At 42.5% G+C, this 21784-nt stretch carries 19 protein-coding genes; 14 read left to right on the top strand and 5 right to left on the bottom strand.

Annotated elements, in window-relative coordinates; translation table 11 throughout:
* Position 1: 1 nt before the first annotated feature.
* Positions 2-2251: a 5-methyltetrahydropteroyltriglutamate--homocysteine S-methyltransferase gene (metE, locus tag YYK_RS07780; protein ID WP_012027682.1), complete on the bottom strand. Its 2250-nt coding sequence runs from the start codon at positions 2249-2251 to the stop codon at positions 2-4.
* 380 nt (positions 2252-2631) lie between these two features.
* On the opposite strand from metE, the gene YYK_RS07775 reads away from it, so the two are divergent.
* The 11 genes from YYK_RS07775 (at position 2632) to YYK_RS07725 (ending at position 13585) form a co-directional block, all read left to right on the top strand.
* On the top strand, positions 2632-3321 hold the full coding sequence (locus tag YYK_RS07775; RefSeq protein ID WP_012027681.1) for a gamma-glutamyl-gamma-aminobutyrate hydrolase family protein: 690 nt from the start codon (positions 2632-2634) through the stop codon (positions 3319-3321).
* Between the two features lie 149 nt (positions 3322-3470).
* Positions 3471-4322, top strand: coding sequence for a MetQ/NlpA family ABC transporter substrate-binding protein (locus YYK_RS07770; protein ID WP_012028456.1), 852 nt, complete (start codon positions 3471-3473; stop codon positions 4320-4322).
* A gap of 156 nt (positions 4323-4478) precedes the next feature.
* Positions 4479-5846: a M20/M25/M40 family metallo-hydrolase gene (locus tag YYK_RS07765; RefSeq protein WP_012027678.1), complete on the top strand. Its 1368-nt coding sequence runs from the start codon at positions 4479-4481 to the stop codon at positions 5844-5846.
* A complete protein-coding gene (locus YYK_RS07760) occupies positions 5839-6903 on the top strand; it encodes a methionine ABC transporter ATP-binding protein (protein WP_012775313.1) in 1065 nt (354 codons plus the stop codon). The genes YYK_RS07765 and YYK_RS07760 overlap by 8 nt, the downstream gene beginning before the upstream one ends.
* Positions 6904-7596 (top strand): methionine ABC transporter permease, encoded by a 693-nt coding sequence (locus YYK_RS07755; RefSeq protein WP_012027676.1) that lies wholly within the window; start codon positions 6904-6906, stop codon positions 7594-7596.
* Between the two features lie 181 nt (positions 7597-7777).
* The gene (locus tag YYK_RS07750; RefSeq protein ID WP_012027675.1) at positions 7778-8482 is read left to right on the top strand and encodes a B3/B4 domain-containing protein; all 705 of its coding nucleotides are present in this window, start codon (positions 7778-7780) and stop codon (positions 8480-8482) included.
* A gap of 350 nt (positions 8483-8832) precedes the next feature.
* Positions 8833-9228, top strand: a complete 396-nt coding sequence (locus YYK_RS07745; RefSeq protein WP_014636495.1) for a DUF1398 domain-containing protein — start codon at positions 8833-8835, stop codon at positions 9226-9228.
* 310 nt (positions 9229-9538) lie between these two features.
* Positions 9539-10456, top strand: coding sequence for a glycine--tRNA ligase subunit alpha (gene glyQ, locus YYK_RS07740; RefSeq protein WP_002939388.1), 918 nt, complete (start codon positions 9539-9541; stop codon positions 10454-10456).
* Positions 10456-12492, top strand: coding sequence for a glycine--tRNA ligase subunit beta (gene glyS, locus YYK_RS07735; RefSeq protein ID WP_012027672.1), 2037 nt, complete (start codon positions 10456-10458; stop codon positions 12490-12492). The genes glyQ and glyS overlap by 1 nt, the downstream gene beginning before the upstream one ends.
* Positions 12493-12501: 9 nt before the next feature.
* A complete protein-coding gene (locus YYK_RS07730; protein WP_002939394.1) occupies positions 12502-12759 on the top strand; it encodes a DUF896 family protein in 258 nt (85 codons plus the stop codon).
* A 454-nt stretch (positions 12760-13213) separates the two neighbouring features.
* Positions 13214-13585, top strand: coding sequence for a hypothetical protein (locus YYK_RS07725; RefSeq protein ID WP_012775312.1), 372 nt, complete (start codon positions 13214-13216; stop codon positions 13583-13585).
* A gap of 21 nt (positions 13586-13606) precedes the next feature.
* Here the strand turns inward: YYK_RS07725 and YYK_RS07720 are convergent, their stop codons facing one another.
* The 4 genes from YYK_RS07720 to YYK_RS07700 all read right to left on the bottom strand — a co-directional run bounded on the left by YYK_RS07720 (position 13607) and on the right by YYK_RS07700 (position 18094).
* Positions 13607-14944, bottom strand: a complete 1338-nt coding sequence (locus YYK_RS07720) for an MATE family efflux transporter (protein WP_012775674.1) — start codon at positions 14942-14944, stop codon at positions 13607-13609.
* Between the two features lie 320 nt (positions 14945-15264).
* A complete protein-coding gene (locus YYK_RS07715) occupies positions 15265-15930 on the bottom strand; it encodes a potassium channel family protein (protein ID WP_002938014.1) in 666 nt (221 codons plus the stop codon).
* An 11-nt stretch (positions 15931-15941) separates the two neighbouring features.
* Entirely contained in the window at positions 15942-17291 is a 1350-nt protein-coding gene (locus YYK_RS07710; protein WP_002938011.1) for a TrkH family potassium uptake protein, read from the bottom strand.
* A 263-nt stretch (positions 17292-17554) separates the two neighbouring features.
* Positions 17555-18094 (bottom strand): Gx transporter family protein, encoded by a 540-nt coding sequence (locus YYK_RS07700; RefSeq protein WP_012027668.1) that lies wholly within the window; start codon positions 18092-18094, stop codon positions 17555-17557.
* Positions 18095-18276: 182 nt separating this feature from the next.
* On the opposite strand from YYK_RS07700, the gene YYK_RS07695 reads away from it, so the two are divergent.
* From YYK_RS07695 to YYK_RS07685, 3 genes are all read left to right on the top strand, one after another.
* Positions 18277-20169, top strand: a complete 1893-nt coding sequence (locus tag YYK_RS07695) for an NAD(P)/FAD-dependent oxidoreductase (protein ID WP_012028454.1) — start codon at positions 18277-18279, stop codon at positions 20167-20169.
* Positions 20170-20187: 18 nt separating this feature from the next.
* Positions 20188-21093, top strand: coding sequence for a polyprenyl synthetase family protein (locus YYK_RS07690; protein WP_014917302.1), 906 nt, complete (start codon positions 20188-20190; stop codon positions 21091-21093).
* 161 nt (positions 21094-21254) lie between these two features.
* On the top strand, positions 21255-21734 hold the full coding sequence (locus YYK_RS07685; RefSeq protein WP_012027664.1) for an FMN-binding protein: 480 nt from the start codon (positions 21255-21257) through the stop codon (positions 21732-21734).
* The last annotated feature ends 50 nt before the right edge of the window (positions 21735-21784 follow it).

Genomic DNA, 21784 nt, shown 5'->3' with positions numbered 1-21784 from the left:
ATTAGAGTTCCTTTCTGGCTGCCTTAGCTGCTTGAGTCAAGTGGATAAGACTAGCTTTTGTTTCTGATTCGCCACGAGTCTTGAGTCCGCAGTCTGGGTTAATCCAAACTTTTTCTTTCGGTACTTTAGCAAGGATGGCTTGAATAGTGTGTGCAATTTCATCAACGGCAGGGACACGTGGCGAGTGGATGTCATAGACACCAGGACCTACCTGAGTTTGGAAGTTCTTAGCCTTAAGTTCATCTAGGATAACAAGATTTGAACGGCTGGCTTCAAAGGAGATAACGTCCGCATCCATATTGTCGATGGCAGGAATGATGTCAGTAAATTCGCTATAGCACATGTGGGTGTGAATTTGTGTATCTGGTGCAACAGTTGAGTGTACTAAACGGAAGGCAGGGATTGCCCAATCAAGATACTCGCTGTACCAGTCGCTACGACGGAGTGGTAGTTTTTCACGAAGGGCTGCTTCGTCGATTTGGATAATCTTGATACCCGCTGCTTCAAGGTCAAGAACTTCTTCCTTGATAGCAAGAGCAATTTGAAGGGTTGATTCTTTGATAGAAATATCTTCGCGTGGGAATGACCAGTTGAGGATGGTTACAGGACCTGTCAACATACCTTTAACTGGTTTGTTGGTACGGCTTTGAGCATAGCTAGACCATTTGACAGTAATTGGGTTCAAGCGTGTTACATCACCCCAGATAATTGGTGGTTTAACTCCACGCATACCGTAGGATTGTACCCAACCGTTTTTACTGAAGAGGTAGCCAGACAGGTTTTCACCGAAGTATTCTACCATGTCGTTACGCTCGAATTCACCGTGTACAAGTACGTCGAAGTCAACTTCTTCTTGCCATGCAATCCACTCATCTGTTTGAGTTTTGACAAATGCATCGTATTCTTCTTCTGAGATGTTTCCTTTGCGAAAGGCCAAGCGTGTGCTACGGACTTCCTTGGTTTGAGGGAAGGAACCGATAGTGGTTGTTGGAAGAAGTGGTAAGTTTAGCTTCTCGCGTTGAATGGATTCACGCTCTGCAAAGACTGGTAGGCGTGTATAGTCAGTGTCTGTCAGTCCTGCAAGACGGTCTGCAAGGGCTGCATCACGACCAACACGCTCAAGGGCAAAGAGTTCCTTGTTAGCTGTGAGAGCAACTTCGCCTTGACCGTTACGGATGGCATCCAAATCACGCAATTCGCTCAGTTTTTCAACTGCAAAGGCAAAGTGGTTGAGGATAGCTGGTTCAAATTCTTCATTTGCTGTTGTGAAAGGTACATGAAGAAGGGAGCAAGAAGTTGTTATAACGACATTTTCAGCTGGAATAGCATCCAAAACAGCCAGGCTCTTTTCGTAGTTGTTGCGCCAGATATTTTTACCGTTGACGATACCAGCGTAGAGGGTCTTGTCAGCAGGGAAACCAGTTGCAACAAGTGCAGCCGTTTCCTTGCCTTCTACAAAGTCAAGACCGATGGCATCAACTGGTAGGCTGGTCAATTCTGTGTAAATATCACGAACATCACCGAAGTAGGTTTGGATGAGAACTTGCAAACCTTTCTTATCTGCCAAGAGTGTTTGGTAGATACGTAGGAAAAGGGCTTTTTCTTCAGCAGTCAAATCCTTGACCAAGCTAGGTTCGTCCAGCTGGATTTTTTCAGCACCAAGCTCTGCTAATTTTTCAAAGACTTGTCCGTAGGCTGCAACTAAGCTATCAGCGAAATTAGTAGCAGTTAAACCTTCTTCAAAATCAGTTAATTGTAAGAGTGTGAATGGACCAATCAAAACTGGACGAGTTGTGATGCCCAAGTTCTTTGCTTCTTGGAATTCATCGAAAATCTTATGACCGGCTAGTTTGATTTCTGTATCTTTTTCAATAGCTGGAACGATATAGTGGTAGTTGGTGTTGAACCATTTTTTCATCGGTCTAGCACGAACGTCCCCTTTTTCTCCTTGATAACCACGTGCAAGAGCGAAGTATTTTTCAAGGTCTGTTAATTCAAGGTCTTGAACAGCTTTGGGTATGATGTTGAAGAGTACTGCCGCATCCAAAACATTGTCATAGTGTGAGAAGTCGTTGCTTGGGATTTCAGTAATGCCTGCTTCTTTAACAATATTCCAGTGCTTAGCACGTAAGTCTTTAGCTGCTTCCAAAAGCTCTTCTTGTGGAATTTCATTTCTAAAGTATTTTTCAGTGATAAATTTTAACTCACGGTGTTCTCCGATACGTGGGAAGCCGATAATAGTAGTAGTCATGGTTTTTCCTCCAAAATATTTCTATGCCCCTATCCTAACAGAAAAAACGACTCTTGTATAATTGTAAAAAATTAGAGGGAGTTATAACTTTTGACTATAACAGATTGAAAGAGAGCTACTTTTTTGATATTTCTTCTATATAAAAGCTTGAAAAAAAGCCTGTTTATCAAGCTTGACTTTTTTATGCTGGCTCCAGTATAGTTTTTTCTTAAGCGTGGTATAGATTTTATCTATGAAACTGCTAAAGGCAAACTCTTGTTTATGAGCAATTGTTTATAGGTAGTTCTGATAGTTATTTTTTATCAAGCCATAAAACTTCTATATTAGACAGGGCTAGGTAGCCATGCTACAATTGAAAAAATGAAAGAAAGGGGCTTTTTATGGGAAAAGTTATCATTGGAATTTCAGGAAACGAGCAAGAATTTCCAACAAAATCTGGTCGCGTATATGTAACGGTAGCGCGTGAATTGGCAGACAGCGTTCGTCAGGCTGGTGGTGTACCAATGGTTATTCCTATGGGAACTCCTGACTTAGCCAAGGATTATATCGATATGATTGACAAGTTGATCTTGTCAGGTGGTCAGCATGTGGATCCAAGTCTCTACGGTCAAAAACGCTTGATTGATAGTAATGATTACCTCTTGGAACGGGATGAATTTGAACTGGCTTTGATTGAGGAAGCCCTTCATCAGGGAAAACCGATTTTTGCAGTCTGCCGAGGGATGCAGTTGCTGAATGTTGCTCTAGGTGGAAGCTTGGAACAAGAGGTGGATCATCATTGGCAAGATGGTATTGCTGGGACATCCCATCGTTTACAAGTGAAACCTAAAAGCCGAATCGGTCAATTGTTTGCCCAAGGGAGCCCTATTAATTCCTTCCATCAGCAACGAATCAAAGAATTGGCTCCAGGACTGGTGGCGACAGGTTTGGATCCTAGAGATGGTACGATAGAAGCTTATGAAAGTAGAGGGAACCAAGCTTTGTTTGGTATCCAATGGCATCCAGAATTTTTATACAATGATTGTAAGCAACATCGAGACCTATTTCAGTATTTAGTAGATATATTTTAAGAGGGGTATCCCTCTTTTTATTATCAATACTTATAATTGCAAGGGTATTTGTTATAACGAAAAGTTATAACTTTCTATAAAAAAAGTCAATTAGTCAGAAAGAAAATTCTGTGTTAAGATAGATACAGTTAATTTAAGGAGATCATTTTATGAAATTAAAAAAATTGTTTAGTTTGGCAACGGCTGCTTTATCAGTAGGTGTACTTGCTGCATGTGGTAACTCTTCTTCAAGTTCAGATTCATCTGCAACAACTGTTCGAGTAGGTGTGATGAGCTTGAGCGATTCTGAGCAAGCCCGTTGGGATAAAGTTCAAGAAATTCTTGGTGATGAAGTGAAATTGGAGTTCACTCAATTTACAGATTACTCACAGCCAAACAAGGCAGTAGCTGAAAACGAAGTAGACATCAACGCCTTCCAGCACTATAACTTCTTGAATAACTGGAATCAAGAAAATGGTGAAGACTTGGTTGCTATTGCGGATACTTATATCGCACCAATCCGTCTTTACTCAGGTACAGCTGATGGAAAAAACAAGTACACTAAAGTGGAAGAAATTCCAGATGGTGCAGAAATTGCGGTTCCAAACGACCCAACAAACGAAAGTCGTGCTCTCTACCTTCTTCAAGCAGCTGGTTTGATCAAGGTTGGTGTATCTGGTACAGAATTGGCAACTATTGCTGACATTACTGAAAACAAGAAAAACTTGAAGATCACTGAGTTGGATGCAAGCCAAACAGCAAGCTCACTTAGCTCAGTTGATGCAGCAGTTGTAAACAACACATTTGTGTTGGAAGCTGGTTTGGATTACAAAAATGCCCTTTACAAAGAGCAAAAAGATGAAAATTCAAAACAGTGGTACAACTTGATTGCAGCTCGTAGCGATTGGGAAAAATCAGAGCAAGCAGCAGCGATTAAGAAAATTATCGAAGCCTACCACACGGATGAAGTGAAAAAAGTTATTGAAGAGACTTCAGACGGTATGGATGAGCCAGTTTGGTAAAATGTAAATAGGTTGAGGACTGGGCAGAATTGTTCAGCCCTCTATCTGTTTTTATAGAGATAAGAAAAAATCTCTTAACCAAAGTCAGAAATGTGGGAGAATATTTGATTTTGGTTAGTAGATTTAATTGGTTTTCATTGAGTATGAGGAGAAAGTATGGCAGATAGTAAAGTTCAAGCATTTGAAAATGATGCGATTATTCAAACCTATTTTGAAAAGTTGAAGGTCTTGATTTCAAAGAAATCCATTTTTGCTCAGCAGATTGGTTTGCTGGATGTGGCGACTTACTTGAAAGATATATTTGAAGAAGCTGGTGCAGAGGTTGTTTTGGATGATAGTTATGCAGCACCCTTTGTCATGGCTAGGTTTGAGGCTTCGGTTCCAGATGCGAAAACATTGATTTTCTACAATCATTATGATACAGTACCTGCAGATGCCGATCAGGTCTGGGAGAAGGGCAACCCCTTCGAATTGACCATTTCCGATGGCTATATCTATGGTCGCGGGGTAGATGATGATAAGGGCCATATCACAGCTCGTCTGTCGGCCTTGAAAAAATATCAAGCTAGACAGAATGGCCATTTACCAGTCAATGTGATTTTTATTATGGAAGGGGCAGAAGAGTCAGCCTCTGTCGACTTGGATAAGTATCTTTCAAAATATAAAGAACATTTGATTGGTGCTGATTTGCTTGTCTGGGAGCAGGGGCATCGCAATAGCCTACATCAGCTAGAAATTGCTGGTGGGAATAAGGGAATTGTGACCTTCGATCTTCAGGTCAAATCAGCTGACTTGGATATTCATTCTTCCTATGGTGGTGTCATTGATTCGGCAAGCTGGTATTTATTATCAGCACTTCAATCCATGCGGGCTGCAGATGGGCAAATTCTGGTAGAAGGCATTTACGATCAGGTTCAAGAGCCAAATGAGCGTGAATTGGCCTTGGTGGAAGAATTTGCACTGGCTACCAGTCAGTCTATGACGGATATTTATGGACTAACCCTTCCAACCTTGATAGAAGATCGTCGTGAGTTTCTGAAGCGTTTGTATTTTGAACCATCGATTACCATTCAAGGCTTGTCAACTGGCTATCTTGGTCAAGGTGTCAAGACCATCATACCAGCTCAGGCTTCTGCTAAGATGGAAGTCCGTCTGGTACCTGGATTGGAGCCGCATGATGTATTAGATAAGATTCGCCAGCATTTGGATAAACATGGTTTTGACAAAGTTGAGGTTGTCTTCACTCTAGGAGAGATGAGCTACCGAAGTGACATGTCCCACCCTGCCATTGTCAATGTGATTGAGTTGGCTAAAAAGTTGACGCCAGAAGGAGTTGCTGTTTTGCCGACGTCACCGGGGACAGGACCCATGCATACAGTTTTTCATGCCTTGGGCGTGCCGATTGCAGGATTTGGATTAGGAAATGCCAACAGTCGCGACCATGCAGGTGATGAAAATGTCAGCATCGCTGACTACTATAGCCATGTTGAATTAGTAGAGGAGTTAATTGCAAGTTATGAGTAAGGAAATGATTAAGCTAGATAATATTGATGTAACTTTCCAGCAGAAAAAACGTACGATTGAAGCGGTAAAGGATGTGACCATCCATATCAATCAAGGGGATATTTACGGTATCGTAGGTTATTCTGGAGCAGGGAAATCTACCCTTGTTCGAGTGATTAATTTATTGCAGGTGCCGACAGCGGGTAAAATTACTATCGATGAGGATGTAATTTACGAGGGAGAAAAGGTCACACTTACCCCAGCTCAATTGCGGAGCAAACGCCGTGAAATCGGCATGATTTTCCAGCATTTCAATCTGATGGCTCAAATGACGGCAGAAGAAAACGTAGCCTTTGCCCTTAAGCATTCGGGTTTGAGCAAGGAAGAGAAGAAAGAAAAAGTTGCTAAGTTGTTGGACTTGGTTGGGCTTTCTGACCGTGCTGAAAACTATCCAGCTCAGTTGTCTGGTGGTCAAAAACAACGTGTTGCCATTGCCCGTGCCTTGGCCAATGACCCTAAAATCTTGATTTCAGATGAGTCAACTTCTGCCTTGGATCCGAAAACAACTAAGCAGATTTTGGCACTTTTGCAGGAATTGAATGAAAAATTGGGCTTGACCATTGTTATGATTACTCATGAGATGCAGATTGTAAAAGATATTTGTAACCGTGTGGCTGTTATGCAGGATGGTCGCTTGATCGAAGAAGGTTCAGTTTTAGAAATCTTCTCTCATCCAAAAGAAGAATTGACACAGGATTTCATCAAAACAGCAACAGGAATTGATGAGGCCTTGGTGAAAATTTACCAGCAGGATATTGTTAAGAATTTGCCTGAGAACAGTATTTTGGTGCAACTCAAGTACGCAGGTTCAAATACGGATACGGCAATTGTGAATGACTTGTATAAATTCTATCAAGTATCTGCCAATATTCTTTATGGCAATATTGAAATTTTGGACCATACGCCAGTCGGTGAGATGGTGGTGATCTTATCAGGTGAACCTGGTCAGTTGCACCGTGCGATTGAAGCAGTGACGGAAGCGCGTGTGGAAGTGACGATTTTGAAAGGAGCGAACTAGATGTTAGAATGGATTCAAACGAATTTTCCAGATATTTATAAATTGGGCTGGGATGGTCAGACAGGTTGGTTAACACATTTTAATTTGACCCTCTATATGACCTTTGTTTCCTTTGCTTTTGGTGGATTTATGGGCTTGGTGTCTGGTTTGTTCTTGGTCTTGACAGGTCCACGTGGGGTTATTGCCAATAAGACTGCCTATTGGATTTTGGACAAGGTGGCTTCTATCTTCCGTGCCATTCCTTTTATTATCTTGTTGGCGGCTATTGCTCCTTTGACGAAAATTATTGTTGGAAAAACCATTGGTACAGAGGCGGCTTTGGTGCCGCTCGCTCTTTCAGTCTTTCCGTTCTTTGCCCGTCAGGTTGAAGTGGTTTTATCAGAATTGGATCGTGGTGTCATTGAGGCGGCTCAGGCATCAGGTGCGACTTTCTGGGATATTGTCCTTGTCTATCTGCGTGAGGGTCTGCCTGACTTGATTCGTGTGACGACATTTGCCCTGGTTTCCTTGGTCGGCTATACAGCCATGGCAGGAGCTATCGGAGCAGGTGGTTTGGGACAGGTTGCGCTATCATACGGCTACCTACGGTATAATAATGATGTGACCTTTTTAGCAACTCTTTTGATTTTAGTTATCATCTTCGTAATCCAGTTTATTGGAGATTTCTTGACGAGAAAGATTAGTCATAGATAGTTATTTAGTTGTGTTTTTTCAAATTTTGGATAGTCCTTGACTTATTTAAAGCATTTTTATACAATAAATTTAATTAAATAAACACTGCCACCGGGTAGTCATGCAACAGCATTTTATGAACGTCGTTAGGTCTTAGAAGATGTTCATAGGGTGCTGATTTTTCTATAAAAGGAGTGAGAATATGTCACAATTTGTTGTTGATTCATCTTTTTGGAGTCTATTTCCAGATGCAAAAATTGGAGTTCTATTATTGAAAGATTATAAAACGCCGGCGCAATCGCCTGATGAATTAGTGAAATTACTGGAAGAAAGCAACGGAATTGCCCAGAAATTTCTTACGGAAGATACCTTTAGTGAGAATGAGGTCATTCGTACATATCGTCAAGCCTATCAAAAATTTAAAACAAAAAAAGGCGCGCGTTCTAGTATCGAAGCACTTTTGAAACGTTCAACTAGTGACCGTCCAGTCACAACAATTTCTCCATTAGTGGACATTTATAATGCGGCGAGTTTACGTTTTGGTCTTCCATGTGGTGCTGAAGATTTAGATACATTTGTAGGCAATCTCCAACTAACGGTCACTGAGGGTGGGGATGAATTCTATCTCATTGGTGATGAAACCAATAATCCAACTTTACCAGGTGAAGTTTGCTATAAGGATGATAAAGGCGCCGTTTGTCGCTGTTTCAATTGGCGCGATGGTGAGCGAACCATGATTACGGATGAGACAAAGAATGCTTTCTTGGTCATGGAGTTGGTCAATTCTGATAGAGTAGAAGATTTGGAAAATGCCCTAGATTTTATCAGTCAACACGCAGAAAAATTCTTGGGAGTAGTACCAGAAAAATATCTACTAGATTGCGATAGGCCTGCAATAGCCTTGTAGGATTTGTCAGCGGGATTGTGTTCGGATAAATAGTGGTCTTTCTAGACAAATGCTGATTTTTCTGCTACAATACTAAGCATGAAAGAAGGTTGTTTCAAAAGCCTGTCTAGCGAGCTTGGGAGAGTGAAAGCCAAGCCAGTCTTGAAATAATTGGCGCTTTCCCAGTCGTGACCATGTCCGACTCAATCAGAATCATACAAATGAAGTAATAAATTAGGGTGGAACCGCGTTCTCAACGCCCCTATGTCTGTTGACAGGGGAAGAGAATGCGGTTCTTTTTGTCTGCCGACCGAGTATTTCTTGTTTTTCATCTCAAGGTGAAAGACAGCTATTATAAAGAAAGGAGACCAATGTTCACCTTAGAAAATATCAATCACGGGCATGAACAGTTTACAGGGCCTGATTTTCCCAAACTGATTGCCTATTTTAAGGACTTGGGTATGGTGGAAAATATTGTGGATATCCAGTCTGGCCAGGTTACCTATCGCTCACAGACAGGGCAAACTCTGGAAAAGCAGGGCTATCAAGTGACGATACCTGTTTCGGACCAAGCCAATCTGGACCAGTTTGTGACTATCTTACGCAATCATCAGGCTGGACAAACAGATTTTCTCACCTTCTGCCAAGAAACAGCAGAAGCAGGGATTTACAAGTGGGTCATCGATCTAGAAGCCATGACCTGTTCCTATATGGACAAGGCAGAACAGGCTGTCTTTGTGGAAACTATACCGAGTGTGGAGAACTAGCCATTTTGCAATATATATAGAAAGAGGCTGTTATGTCAAAGAAACTTACTTTTCACAGCGCCAGTGGCATAGTCTCCTTTCAGTCGAATTGCCACACGCTCATCGCTATGGCGACTGAGCTAGACGCTGTACTAGTTCGCCTTTCCTAGCGGTATCGGCTAGGAAGGCTCACGTCGCAAAAACATCGTCATTTAGTTTATCTTTTATTACGTCGTTAACTCGCTTTGCCGTACCTCAGTACTGCCTGCAGCTTGTTGCCTAGTACTAAAAGTAAACTAAAAGACTTAGATTTAAAGAAAGAAGGAAAAATATGTCAAAAAAACTTACTTTCCAGGAAATTATCCTGACCTTACAACAATTTTGGAATGAGCAGGGGTGCTTGCTCATGCAGGCTTATGATACAGAAAAAGGTGCGGGTACTATGAGTCCATACACTTTCTTGCGTGCTATCGGGCCTGAGCCTTGGAATGCGGCTTATGTAGAGCCTTCACGTCGTCCAGCAGATGGTCGTTATGGGGAAAACCCAAACCGCTTGTATCAGCACCACCAATTCCAAGTGGTTATGAAACCATCTCCATCTAATATCCAAGAACTTTACTTGGAATCTTTGGAGCGTTTGGGTATCAATCCTTTGGAACATGACATTCGTTTCGTTGAGGATAACTGGGAAAACCCTTCAACAGGCTCAGCTGGTCTGGGCTGGGAAGTTTGGTTGGACGGTATGGAAATCACGCAGTTTACCTATTTCCAACAGGTTGGTGGTTTGGCAACAGGCCCTGTTACAGCCGAGGTAACCTACGGTTTGGAGCGTTTGGCTTCCTATATCCAAGAAGTTGACTCCGTTTACGATATCGAATGGGCTGACGGTGTTAAATACGGTGAAATCTTTATCCAGCCAGAATATGAGCATTCAAAATACTCCTTTGAAGTATCCGACCAAGACATGCTCCTTGAAAACTTCACTAAGTTTGAAAAAGAAGCTGAGCGGGCTTTGGAAGAAGGATTGGTTCACCCAGCCTTTGACTATGTACTCAAATGTTCCCATACCTTTAACCTGCTCGATGCCCGTGGAGCCGTATCTGTAACCGAGCGTGCTGGCTACATCGCCCGTATCCGTAACCTTGCCCGTGTCGTTGCCAAGACCTTTGTGGCAGAGCGGAAAAAACTCGGTTTCCCACTTTTGGATGAAGCAACACGAGCAGAATTGTTGAAGGAGGACGCAGAATAATGACAAAGAATTTACTTGTTGAACTTGGCTTGGAAGAAATTCCTGCCTACATCGTAACCCCAGCCATGCACCAGTTGCGTGACCGCATGGCGACCTTTTTGACAGACAATCGCTTGGCTTTTGACAGCATTGATGTCTTTTCAACGCCACGCCGTTTGGCTGTTCGTGTGCGTGGTTTGGCAGACCAGCAGACTGATCTTACAGAAGATTTCAAGGGTCCTGCTAAGAAGATTGCCTTAGACGCAGACGGAAACTTCACCAAGGCTGCTGAAGGTTTTGTCCGTGGCAAAGGCTTGACGACAGCTGACATTGAATTCCGCGAGATCAAGGGCGAAGAGTATGTTTATGTGACCAAACACGAAGCAGGCCAGCCAGCTAAGACAGTTTTGGCGGGCATTCCAGAGGTCTTGAAGGCTATGACCTTCCCTGTCAGCATGAACTGGGCGTCCAACAAATTCGCCTACATCCGTCCTGTCCACACCTTGACCGTTCTTTTGGACGATGAAGCATTGGATATGGACTTCTTGGACATTACATCTGGTCGCATCAGCCGTGGTCACCGTTTCCTTGGAAATGAAACTGAGATTGCAAGTGCAGATTCTTACGAGGCAGACTTGCGTGCACAGTTTGTTATCACTGACCCCGCAGAGCGTCAAAATATGATCGTCGAGCAAATCAAGGCTATCGAGGACAAACACAACGTGACAGTTGAAATTGATGAAGATTTGCTCAACGAAGTTCTCAATCTGGTCGAGTACCCAACTGCCTTCATGGGTTCTTTTGACACTAAATATTTGGAAGTACCAGAAGAAGTTTTGGTAACTTCCATGAAAAACCACCAGCGTTACTTTGTAGTGCGGGATAAGGCTGGCAAGCTTTTGCCAAACTTCATCTCCGTCCGAAACGGTAATGACCAGTACCTTGACAATGTCATTAAAGGAAACGAAAAAGTCTTGGTGGCCCGTTTGGAAGATGGTGAGTTCTTCTGGCGTGAGGACCAAAAACTCAAGATTGCTGACTTAGTAGAGCGACTCAAAGTTGTGACCTTCCATGAGAAAATCGGCTCACTTTACGAGCACATGGAACGCACCAAAGTTATCGCAGAAAAACTGGCTGACTTGGCAGGTTTGTCTGCGGGTGAAAAAGCAGATGTGGCGCGTGCGGCGGACATCTACAAATTTGACCTCTTGACAGGCATGGTCGGTGAGTTTGATGAATTGCAAGGGATTATGGGTGAGAAGTATGCCCTTCTTGCAGGGGAAAAACCTGCGGTGGCAGCGGCAATCCGTGAGCACTACTTGCCAAACTCAGCAGAAGGCGAATTGCCTGAGAGCAAGGTCGGTGCGGTCCTGGCACTGGCTGATAAGTTTGACACCCTCCTATCCTTCTTCTCAGTTGGCTTGATTCCGTCTGGTTCAAACGACCCTTACGCTCTTCGTCGTGCAACACAGGGTATCGTGCGGATTTTGGAAGCATTTGGTTGGGAAATTCCATTGGATCAGTTGATTGCGGAGCTCTACAGCTTGAATTTTGCTAGCTTGACCTATGACAACCAGCCAGCTGTTATGGACTTTATCCGTGCTCGTGTAGAGAAGATGATGGACAAGACCATTCCGAAAGACATCCGCGAGGCTGTACTTGCCAGCTCAACTTTTGTGGTCAGACTGCAACTGGCAGCCAGCTCTGCTATTTTCCAAAAAGCAAAAGAGGCTGACTACAAGGAAGCCGTGGAAAACTTGTCACGTGTCTTCAACTTGGCTGAAAAGGCGGAGGTGACTGCGATTGACGAGGCCCTCTTCGAAAACGACCAGGAAAAAGCCCTTGCTGCTGCAGTGGCAGGCTTGGAGTTGACAGAAGATATGGCGGGCAACTTGGACAAGCTCTTTGCTCTCAGCCCAGTCATCGCGGCCTTCTTCGACAATACCATGGTTATGGTAGATGACGCAACAGTCAAAGCAAACCGCTTGGCTCTCTTGAAAGCCTTGGCGGATAAGGCAAGTGCTGTGGCGGTCTTCAATCTCTTGAATAGCAAGTAGGAGGCATTTATGGAACAAGCAAAAATCGATCGCATCAATGAATTGGCCCGCAAGAAAAAGGCGGAAGGCTTGACAGAGGAGGAGTTGCAGGAACAAGCAGCTCTTCGTGAGGAGTACATCGAGGGCTACCGCCGTAGTGTGCGTGCCCACATCGAAGGTATCAAGGTCGTCGATGAAGACGGCAATGATGTGACGCCAGAGAAACTCCGTCAAGTCCAACGTGAAAAAGGTTTGCATGGCCGTAGTTTGGATGATCCAAATTCCTAAGAATAAATGATAATAAACAAGGAAAGACTAGGTTTTCTAGTCTTTTTTTGTGCTTGCAGCCTACTTACAATAACGAATCACTCGAGATATAGTCATTTGAATTAGCTTTGATACATCGTCACTTTCAGCTTGCCATACTCTACGAAAGTGACTTGTTTCGCAAGTCTTATTTCCAAGCTAGAACAGCCTAGAGGTTGTTCTAACTACCTGCACCTCAGTTCCTTGTCTAAAAGCTCTTTATTTGACTATAGCAAAGCCTTGAAAAAATCTCTGGCTCAGACTAAAAAATGCTACCCAACAGCCCGCTCTAGGCTGATGAGCAGGATTATTATAGCCCGCTCTTGACAGAAGTTGAGTTAGAAAGTCAATTGCCATAGTAGATTATTTTGACTTGTATTTACGATAAAATTTATGTTAAAATAGGGACGGAAACAAATAGATAGGGAGGTTGGTCATGAAAAAACTGGTGTATGCCTTGTTGGTGCTTGCCTATGTTACGGTCGCTTATTTGTCGGTCTATGTCCTTCCACACTATTATTCTGGTGCAATTATAGGAGCGGCAGGAGCAAGTCTTGGTGCTAGTTTCAAACAGTTCAAGGAAGTGAAAGCTTCTCCTGATAAAGCCTTATTGGCTTATTTTAAGAGGGATGAGAAAAAGGCAAGTAGTTTATTATTGGTCCTTCTGGGAATATTCCTTTTTGTTAGCCTTGTGTTGGAATTTAATTGGCAATATGGCTTAGCTTTTGTAGTGGCGATCAGCTATGCTATGCTTTGGAATGTCCTTCATATCCAATTCTTACGAAAATACTATTTTAAAAACGCATGAGAGTTTCATGCGTTTTCTTTTCTAAATACTTTGTCCTGCTTTTAATTTTTTCATAAAGATGATGGAACTTGGAATCAGGACGATGATGCTTCCGATCCAGGCGGCGGGGTTAGCGGCGGCGGTTCCATAAAAACCGAAATACTGCATGCCGATGATGGCGACTGCTGCTCGGAAAATCAATTCTCCAAAGCCTGCTAGTGTTGGGATAAAGCCCTTGCCAAGTCCCTGAATAAAGCTACGAAGAATAAAGAGGGAAGCAACAATCCAGTAACAAGAGCCGTTAATGATGTAGTAAACAAGAGCCAAGTCCAGCACTGTTTGGCTGGCATTTGGCAGAAAGAGACCAGAGAAGAAGCGATTGCCCAAGATGAGAATGACCGCAAATACAATGGCCCAAGCAATGCTGAGGAGTAATGAGTGGCGCACTCCTTCTCGAATACGGTCATAGAGCTTGGCACCGTAGTTCTGAGCAGTAAAGGTTGCGATAGCCAAGCCCAGATTGACCATGGGCAGCATAGCCAACTGGTCAGTACGAAGGGCAATGGCCTGGGCGGCGATGGCGTCTGTTCCTAGTTGGTTGACCATAAACTGCAAGGTCATGGCTCCGATGGCGATAATACTGGCTTGAAATCCCATTGGAAAAGCAAGCTGGGCATGTTTCTTGAGATTACCTCTATCCAATTTTAAATCAGCTAGTCCGATATGATAGTGAGGTACCTTGTGGATAATGTAAAAAATAAGAAAGAGGACCGAACAGGCTTGAGCAAGGATAGTTGCAAAGCCAGCTCCGAAAACGCCCCAGTTCATAACTAAGATAAAGAAAAAATCCAGACCGATATTGATAAAACAAGCGATAACTAGAGCCAGTAGAGGTGTTTTAGAGTTTCCGAGACTGCGTAGGGCTGAAGAAAGAAAATTATAGAAAATAGTAAAGGTCAATCCTCCAAACATGGCCGTTAGAAAGGCATGGGAGTGGTCGATGATACTCACAGGCGTTTGCATTAAGACCAAGATAGGTTTCAAAAAAGCTAAGGCTGAGACTGTTAGTAAAAGGCTGATGAGGGAAGCGTAGAAGAGTCCGTGGACAAAAGATTTTTTAAGCCCCTCTAAGTCGCCAGCTCCAAAGCGTTGGGCAGAAATAATGGTTAATCCATTGGTAACACCTTGGGCAAAACCGATGATTAAAAAAATCAGGCTGGCTGTCGAACCGACACTTGCAAAGGAATCCTTTCCCAAAGTATGCCCCACAATCATGGAATCAGCAAAATTATAGGCCAGTTGAAAAAAAGAGCCAATCAATAAGGGAATAGCGAATTGTAAGATGACTGCAATCGGCTTTCCTTTGGTTAAATCATTCATAATCTCTCCTTTTGACAGATGATAAGCCCACTAGATAAATGATAGTCTAGTAGGCTTTCTAGGGATAAAATATTTCTCCTGAAAACGGAGTATAGGGCGTAAATTTGTTATTTATACTCTTCGAAAATCAAAATCAGACGTTGTTGACTTGATTTGATGAGTGAAAGGCTCCAGTGGAGCCTTTCAGCCTGTTACCTTGAAACAAAATAGTAACAGGGTTCTATCTGCGTAAGTAGTAACGAACTACGTTCGCCCTATCTCCAACCTCCAAAGGTTCCCCAAACCTTTGGAGCTAGTCTGTTTTTGATTTTCATTGAGTATTAATTTGTCAGTTCTTCAAAATGATCGACAGTGTTATGGTCTGTTACTGCTAAGATGAGTTCGTCAGATTTGAAGACATAGTCAGGAGTCAGTTGGATGTTTAATTCCTGATTTTCGCCACTTCGGTAACCGATGATATTGAGTTTATAATGTTGGCGGAGTTTTAATTCGCCGAGTGTTTTTCCAATCCATTTTACTGGCGGGTGAAACTCGACAATGGAAACATTGCCTTCGAGCTCAAAGAGGCTGGTTGTATCGCGGTGGAGTAGTTGTTTTGCTAGAGAAATACCTGTTTCACGTTCAGGAGAAATAACCTTATCGGCACCGACACGAAGAAGGACTTCTTTCGCAGTTGTTCCTTTGACTTTGACAATGACCATAGGAACACCTAGAACTTTGCTATGCATGACAGCCAGAACACTGGATTCCAAGTTTTCGCCAGTAGCTACAACAACAGCATCGCAGTTACCGATTCCTGCTGCACGTAGGAGCGAGCGATCGGTGATGTCTCCGACAATACCGCGTGTGAGAATAGGTTCTAGATGATTGATACGTTGCTCATGATTATCGATAGCAATGATATTGCAATCGTAATTGTGTAATGTTTTTGCAATGGTAGTACCAAAAACTCCCAGGCCGAGAATTCCGATAGTATAGTTTGGCATGATTTCTCCTTTTAAACAAGCATAGATGATTTTGCGTATTGAAGACTTTCGGTTTTAGATAATTTTCGAACAGAAAGGCTTGCGAGAATAGAAAGTGGACCGATACGGCCGAAGAACATGAGCGCCATAATGACTGCTTGACCGGCCATGGTTAGGCTTGGAGTCAGATTTGCCGTAACACCTACAGTGGCTAATGCTGACATGACCTCGAACATTAAAAATAGAAGTGGTTGTCGGTCATCTGTTAGGGCAAGTGCGAAGAGCCCTATGATAAACATAAGTAGGAAGACTGAGAATGTCGCAAAAGCTTTGCGGATGCTGAGGTTATCGATGGTTCGTCCCATAAAGTTGGTATGAGGGAGACCGAGAATCTCGCTACGAGCATAGAGCACTAAGGTTAGGAAGGCGGTTATTTTAATACCGCCGGCTGTTCCACCTGGGGCTCCGCCAAGCATCATCTGAAAGATATAGAGCAAGAGGGTGATTGGTTCAGCCTTCGTATAGTCGATGCTGGCAAAACCAGCGGTTCTCATGGTGACCGTCTGGAAAAAGCTGGCTAATAATTTATGGCCAAATGATAGTTGTCCGATAGTAGAAGGGTTGTTCCATTCGGTGAGTAAGGTAGTCAGAGTTCCGAGGGTCAGTATAATGGCTGTCAGGCCTAGAACAATCTTTGTATGGAACCCTAGTTTTCGTAGGCTACGTTTTTGCCCGATTTGTGTCTGAAGGTCAAACCAAACCGAGAATCCAAGACCTCCCATAATAATGAGACTGGCTAATGTTATGTTGATTAGAGGATTATCCACATAGCGCATGATGCTAGTTGCGCCAAAATTATCAAAACCAGCATTACAAAAGGCTGATATAGCTACGAAAATCGAGGTAAATAAACCTCTCGCCCATCCAAATTCAGGTACAAAATGAAAGGACAGTAAGAGGGCTCCAAAGGCTTCGACCGCCAAGGTAAAACCAAAAGCTGATTTGAGGAAGTTACGAAAATATTTTGTGTCAGATCGGTTTAGAGCCTCTTGTAAGGTCGCCATATTGATGAAATTCATTTTACGACCACCGCGTAGAGCGAAGAGACCAATAAATCCTATCAAGCTCAAACCACCAATTTGGATTAACATCATACAGATAATCTGTCCAAAAGTAGAATAGGTTTCAGCAACGGCTTTGGTAAATAGCCCTGTCACACAAACCATGGAGACAGATGTGAAGAGATGATCCCAATAACTTGCTGTAGAGGTGCTAATTTGTGAGATGGGAAGACTTAGTAAAATTGATCCAGTCAGAATCACGAATAAGAAACTGATAATGATTCGCTGACTGGGAGAAAGTTTGATCCTAAATGGTGACATAATTCTACCTTTTCTCAAAAAAATAAAAGATGAAGATATTGTAGCACAAAAGAAAGAAAATGTACGACTAAAACACGCAAAGAACCTGATTTTTTTCTCTTCTTGAAAGCTTCATTATTTTTTATTACCATGGATTTTATAAGTGGTGTTTATATGAGGTGGCTCATTATATTTGTGACACCAGGATTATGGGGGAATTATTATGGACAATGAAAAAGTGGTGCGGACCATAAAAAGAATCTCCTTAGTTGACCTAGGGAGATTTATTTCCATTCTGCTAAGACTTGTTGATGATAGTGACGTAAAGGTCCGACCTTTTGGAGGAGGTAGGTAGCAGCCAGTCCGACCAATAAGCCTGATAAAATTCCTGTAAAAGCGAGGATTGGCAGGTAGTTCAGTACATAGAAAGAACGGGCGATGGTAGCAAAAACAAGAAGCTGACCAAGATTGTGCAACATCCCGCCCAAAATAGAAATTCCAATAGGACTGACACGGTTTGGACCGAGCTGCTTGGCAGAGAGCATTCCTACATAACTCAAAGTAGTTCCGGCAAAGCCATAGAGGAAGGTTGAAAAGGTGCCTCCCAGAAAGGTTGAGATGAGCAAGCGTAGTGCGACAACCTTTAGGCTATCCTTTGTAGGGAGGGTAAAAATAGCAATTAAGCTAATCAAATTTCCCAGTCCTAGCTTGGCGCCTGGAGCAAAAGCAAATGGGGGGGTGATGAGTCGTTCAATCAAAGAAATGACAACTGCCTGAGCTGCTAGCATCGTAATAAAGTTAAGTGTTTGACGTTTAGAATTCATGGGTGTAGAGAAAAAACTCTTTCTAGTCGATTATCTATTTTACTATCATACTTGTTTTTGTTCACTATGGCAAGTTTTGTTTGTGTATATTACTAATTATTGAAATTTGCTTGTCAACTATCTTGGAATACGATATAATGGAAACATGTAATTTGTTTTGATTTTCACAAGGAGGAAACATTGTGACGAAAAATATTGTGATTGTCGGTGCTGGTTATGCGGGGATTGCAGCAGCTCGATTGCTAGGAAAAACTTTTAAAAAGGATCAAGATGTAACAGTTACCTTGATTGATAAGAACTCTTTCCATACCTATATGACAGAGTTGCATGAAGTTGCGGCTGGGCGTGTAGAAGCCAATGCAATCAAGTATGACCTTCAACGTATCTTCAAAAAATATCCAAAGGTTCAATTGGTAACAGACAAGGTTGTTGAGATTGACTACGATAAGAAACAAGTAGTTGCGGAACACCAAACTCTGGATTTTGATTACCTGCTCCTTGCAATGGGTGGTGAGGCTAATGACTTTGGTGTGAAAGGTGTTAAAGAACACGGTTTTACACTTTGGTCTATCGAAGCAGCAGAACGTTTGCATGACCACATGATTGACGCTTGCTATCGTGCCATGCGTGAGCATGATGAAGCCAAACGTCGCGCTCTTTTAACCTTTACTGTTATCGGTGCTGGCTTCACAGGTATTGAGATGATTGGTGAGTTGATTGACTGGGTACCAATTTTGGCGCGTGAGTTCAAGTTGGATTCAAAAGAATTCTCACTTAAGGTTGTTGAGGCAACGCCAAATATCTTGGCTATGGTTACTGAAAAAGAGCAAGTCAAGGCTCGCAAATACCTTGAGAAAAAAGGTGTTGAATTGGTTCTTGGCGATGGTGTAGCAAGTGTACAAGAAGATAGCTTGACACTTTCATCAGGTCGTCAAATTCCTACCTATACCTCTATTTGGACAGCTGGTGTTCAAGCCAATACAGACGCAAGTGAATTTGGTATTGAAAAAGCACGTGCAGGTCGTTTGATAGCCAATGAGTTCATGGAAGCGAAAGGCAAGGAAAATGTCTATGTAGCTGGCGACTTGGTTTACTTTGAAGAATCAGAAGGAAAACCAACTCCACAGATTGTACAAGCAGCTGAACAGACAGGCCATACTGCGGCAAGTAATATTATTGCAGCAATCAAGGGCGGCGAAAAACATAGCTACAAAGGTAAATATGATGGGTTTATGGTATCTATTGGAGCACGCTACGGTGTAGCCTTCTTGATGGACAAATACCACATGTCAGGCTTTATGGCAATGGCTGTCAAACACATGGTAAACCTACTCTACTTCTTTACTATCCGTAGTTTCTTCTACATGGGTTCTTATGTTCGTCATGAATTCTTTGACATTCAGAATAAGCGAAACATTTTTGGCGGTCATACTTCAGGCAAAGGAAATCTTCTCTGGTCTGTGCCAATGCGTGTCCTTTATGGTTCAGTATGGCTCTACGAAGGTATCAAGAAAGCCTTTGGTCTATTTGGAACAACATCATGGTTTGGGGATCAAGTTGTCTTCCCATTCCCTTGGTTAGCTGATCCAGTATCTGGAGCATCTGCTGCTGAGGCGGTTTCAAGTGCCTCACAAGCGGCAACTGCTGCGGCAGAAGTAGCTGAACCAATTTTTGGTTTGAGCTATGCTTATGGTGAAGCACCGATGGCTGTTTTGGACAAAATGCCTGATTGGTTTGCTACTATCATGGAATTTATGATGCCAAACCAAGAAGTAGCACTCTTTATGCAAAAATTTATGACAGTAGCAGAAATCGGTATCGGTCTGGCTTTGATTGCTGGTGCCTTTGTATGGATTGTATCTGCTGCAACCGTTGCTTTGGTAGTTATGTTCAGCCTGTCAGGCATGTTCTACTGGGTAAATATTTGGTTCATCCCAGCAGCTATTTCTCTTATGAATGGTGCGGGTAGAGCCTTCGGTCTAGACTACTGGATTATGCCATGGTTGGGTCGTTTCCTAGATAAGAAGATTTATGGAAAGCCGAAGCATATTTACCGTATCAAGGATAAAAAATAAAGGAAATATAGAAAGTTAGTGGTACATCAAATTTGGAATACCTATCCTGAGATTGAGAGGGGACTTGAAGAGGTAAAATCCATCATCTTATCTGAGATGATGGTCCTGCATCCAGCAGTTACAGCGAAGATTGTTGAATATGTAGAGGCGCCAGGGAAATACCTGCGTGCCGGCCTCTGTCTGCTCTTTGCACAAATGACGGAAGGAAAGATTAGCCGTTCAAAGCTATATTTTGCTGCCCATTTAGAAGTCCTGCATCTGGCGACTCTTATTCATGACGATGTGATTGATGGCGCGGATAAACGGCGGGGAGTCACGGCGGCTCATCAACAATTTTCGAATCGAATCGCTATCTACACGGGTGATTATCTTCTGGCCTATTCAAGTCGACTATTTGGAAAGGGGCTTCGTTTGCTAGAGGTGTCACGTGATGATTTGGATTTGGGCAATGATAAGCTGATGGAAACAATTCTTCGAGGGGAATTATCTCAGCTACTCAATCAATTTGATGCCAATATGACTATGAAAGCCTATCTCAAGCAAATTCAAGGAAAAACAGCTTTTCTATTTGGACTTGCCTGTCAGTTGGGGAGTTTTGTACCAGGCCAATCTAGGAAAGACAGTAGCATGGCTTTTCGGTCTGGGCAAGCACTTGGCATGGCCTTTCAGTTACGAGATGACTTAATTGACTACCAGCTGGATGTGGCAGAATCAGGAAAACCTAGATTGCAAGATATTCAAAACGGTATCTATACTGCACCGCTACTTTTTGCCATGCGAGAAGACAAGTCTATCCAGCAGCAATTGCGGGCTTATATTCAATCCCCTACGGCAGAAGGGTTGGAAATCCTTACAGATAGGATTTTTGCAACGCATGCTATTGCCAAAACAGAGAAACTGATTGTTAGCTATTTGGAAAAATGATGAGTTTTGTAGATAGAATATCACAGTTATCGACTGCGTCTATGCAAAATTTGGTGGCAATAGTTTTTAGTCATTATTTTTAAAAAAATACTAGACAATTTAGTTTATTCGGTATATCATTATAAGTATAAAACTATTTACTTTACAAAAGGAGTATTGTTATGAAAACAACTAAAGTTGTGTTGAAAAGTTTGGTAGTTCTTGGTGCGGTATTTGCACTTGTTGCTTGTGGTTCTAAACAAGAATCTACTTCAACTTCATCTTCAACTACAGAAACAGTAGTATTGAAAGATGGTACTTACAAAGCTGAGTCAGGCAAAGACGATTATGGCTACAAAATTGTTCACACATTGACTGTTAAAGACGGAAAAATCAGTGAGTCAAAATTTGACTACGAAGCTGAAGATGGAAGTCTTAAATCAGCAAATGAAGAGTACAACAAAAACATGAAAGATAAAGCTGGAGTTTCTGCTGGTGAAGCAATCGAACAACTCAATGCAGCTTTGGTTGAGAAACAAGACCTCTCAGCTGTTGAAGTTGTATCAGGTGCAACTCATACTTCTGAAGACTTCAAGAAGAGTACAGAAGCCCTTCTTGCAGCAGCTGCTGAAGGAAAAACAGAAACTGTAAAACTTGACTAATTAAGTCTATACAGAAAAGACACAGTCGCACTTGTTTGGCTACTGTGTCT

The organism is Streptococcus suis S735, from assembly GCF_000294495.1.
GTDB lineage: Bacteria > Bacillota > Bacilli > Lactobacillales > Streptococcaceae > Streptococcus > Streptococcus suis.
The sequence above is the reverse complement of the archived record's forward strand: the minus strand, read 5'-3'. Positions and strand labels throughout refer to the sequence as shown.

What these genes read in the sequence shown, in the direction of transcription:
- metE (WP_012027682.1), bottom strand. Translation starts at nt 2,251, where the DNA reads ATGACTACTACTATTATCGGCTTCCCACGTATCGGAGAACACCGTGAG.
- YYK_RS07775 (WP_012027681.1), top strand. Translation starts at nt 2,632, where the DNA reads ATGGGAAAAGTTATCATTGGAATTTCAGGAAACGAGCAAGAATTTCCA.
- YYK_RS07770 (WP_012028456.1), top strand. Translation starts at nt 3,471, where the DNA reads ATGAAATTAAAAAAATTGTTTAGTTTGGCAACGGCTGCTTTATCAGTA.
- YYK_RS07765 (WP_012027678.1), top strand. Translation starts at nt 4,479, where the DNA reads ATGGCAGATAGTAAAGTTCAAGCATTTGAAAATGATGCGATTATTCAA.
- YYK_RS07760 (WP_012775313.1), top strand. Translation starts at nt 5,839, where the DNA reads ATGAGTAAGGAAATGATTAAGCTAGATAATATTGATGTAACTTTCCAG.
- YYK_RS07755 (WP_012027676.1), top strand. Translation starts at nt 6,904, where the DNA reads ATGTTAGAATGGATTCAAACGAATTTTCCAGATATTTATAAATTGGGC.
- YYK_RS07750 (WP_012027675.1), top strand. Translation starts at nt 7,778, where the DNA reads ATGTCACAATTTGTTGTTGATTCATCTTTTTGGAGTCTATTTCCAGAT.
- YYK_RS07745 (WP_014636495.1), top strand. Translation starts at nt 8,833, where the DNA reads ATGTTCACCTTAGAAAATATCAATCACGGGCATGAACAGTTTACAGGG.
- glyQ (WP_002939388.1), top strand. Translation starts at nt 9,539, where the DNA reads ATGTCAAAAAAACTTACTTTCCAGGAAATTATCCTGACCTTACAACAA.
- glyS (WP_012027672.1), top strand. Translation starts at nt 10,456, where the DNA reads ATGACAAAGAATTTACTTGTTGAACTTGGCTTGGAAGAAATTCCTGCC.
- YYK_RS07730 (WP_002939394.1), top strand. Translation starts at nt 12,502, where the DNA reads ATGGAACAAGCAAAAATCGATCGCATCAATGAATTGGCCCGCAAGAAA.
- YYK_RS07725 (WP_012775312.1), top strand. Translation starts at nt 13,214, where the DNA reads ATGAAAAAACTGGTGTATGCCTTGTTGGTGCTTGCCTATGTTACGGTC.
- YYK_RS07720 (WP_012775674.1), bottom strand. Translation starts at nt 14,944, where the DNA reads ATGAATGATTTAACCAAAGGAAAGCCGATTGCAGTCATCTTACAATTC.
- YYK_RS07715 (WP_002938014.1), bottom strand. Translation starts at nt 15,930, where the DNA reads ATGCCAAACTATACTATCGGAATTCTCGGCCTGGGAGTTTTTGGTACT.
- YYK_RS07710 (WP_002938011.1), bottom strand. Translation starts at nt 17,291, where the DNA reads ATGTCACCATTTAGGATCAAACTTTCTCCCAGTCAGCGAATCATTATC.
- YYK_RS07700 (WP_012027668.1), bottom strand. Translation starts at nt 18,094, where the DNA reads ATGAATTCTAAACGTCAAACACTTAACTTTATTACGATGCTAGCAGCT.
- YYK_RS07685 (WP_012027664.1), top strand. Translation starts at nt 21,255, where the DNA reads ATGAAAACAACTAAAGTTGTGTTGAAAAGTTTGGTAGTTCTTGGTGCG.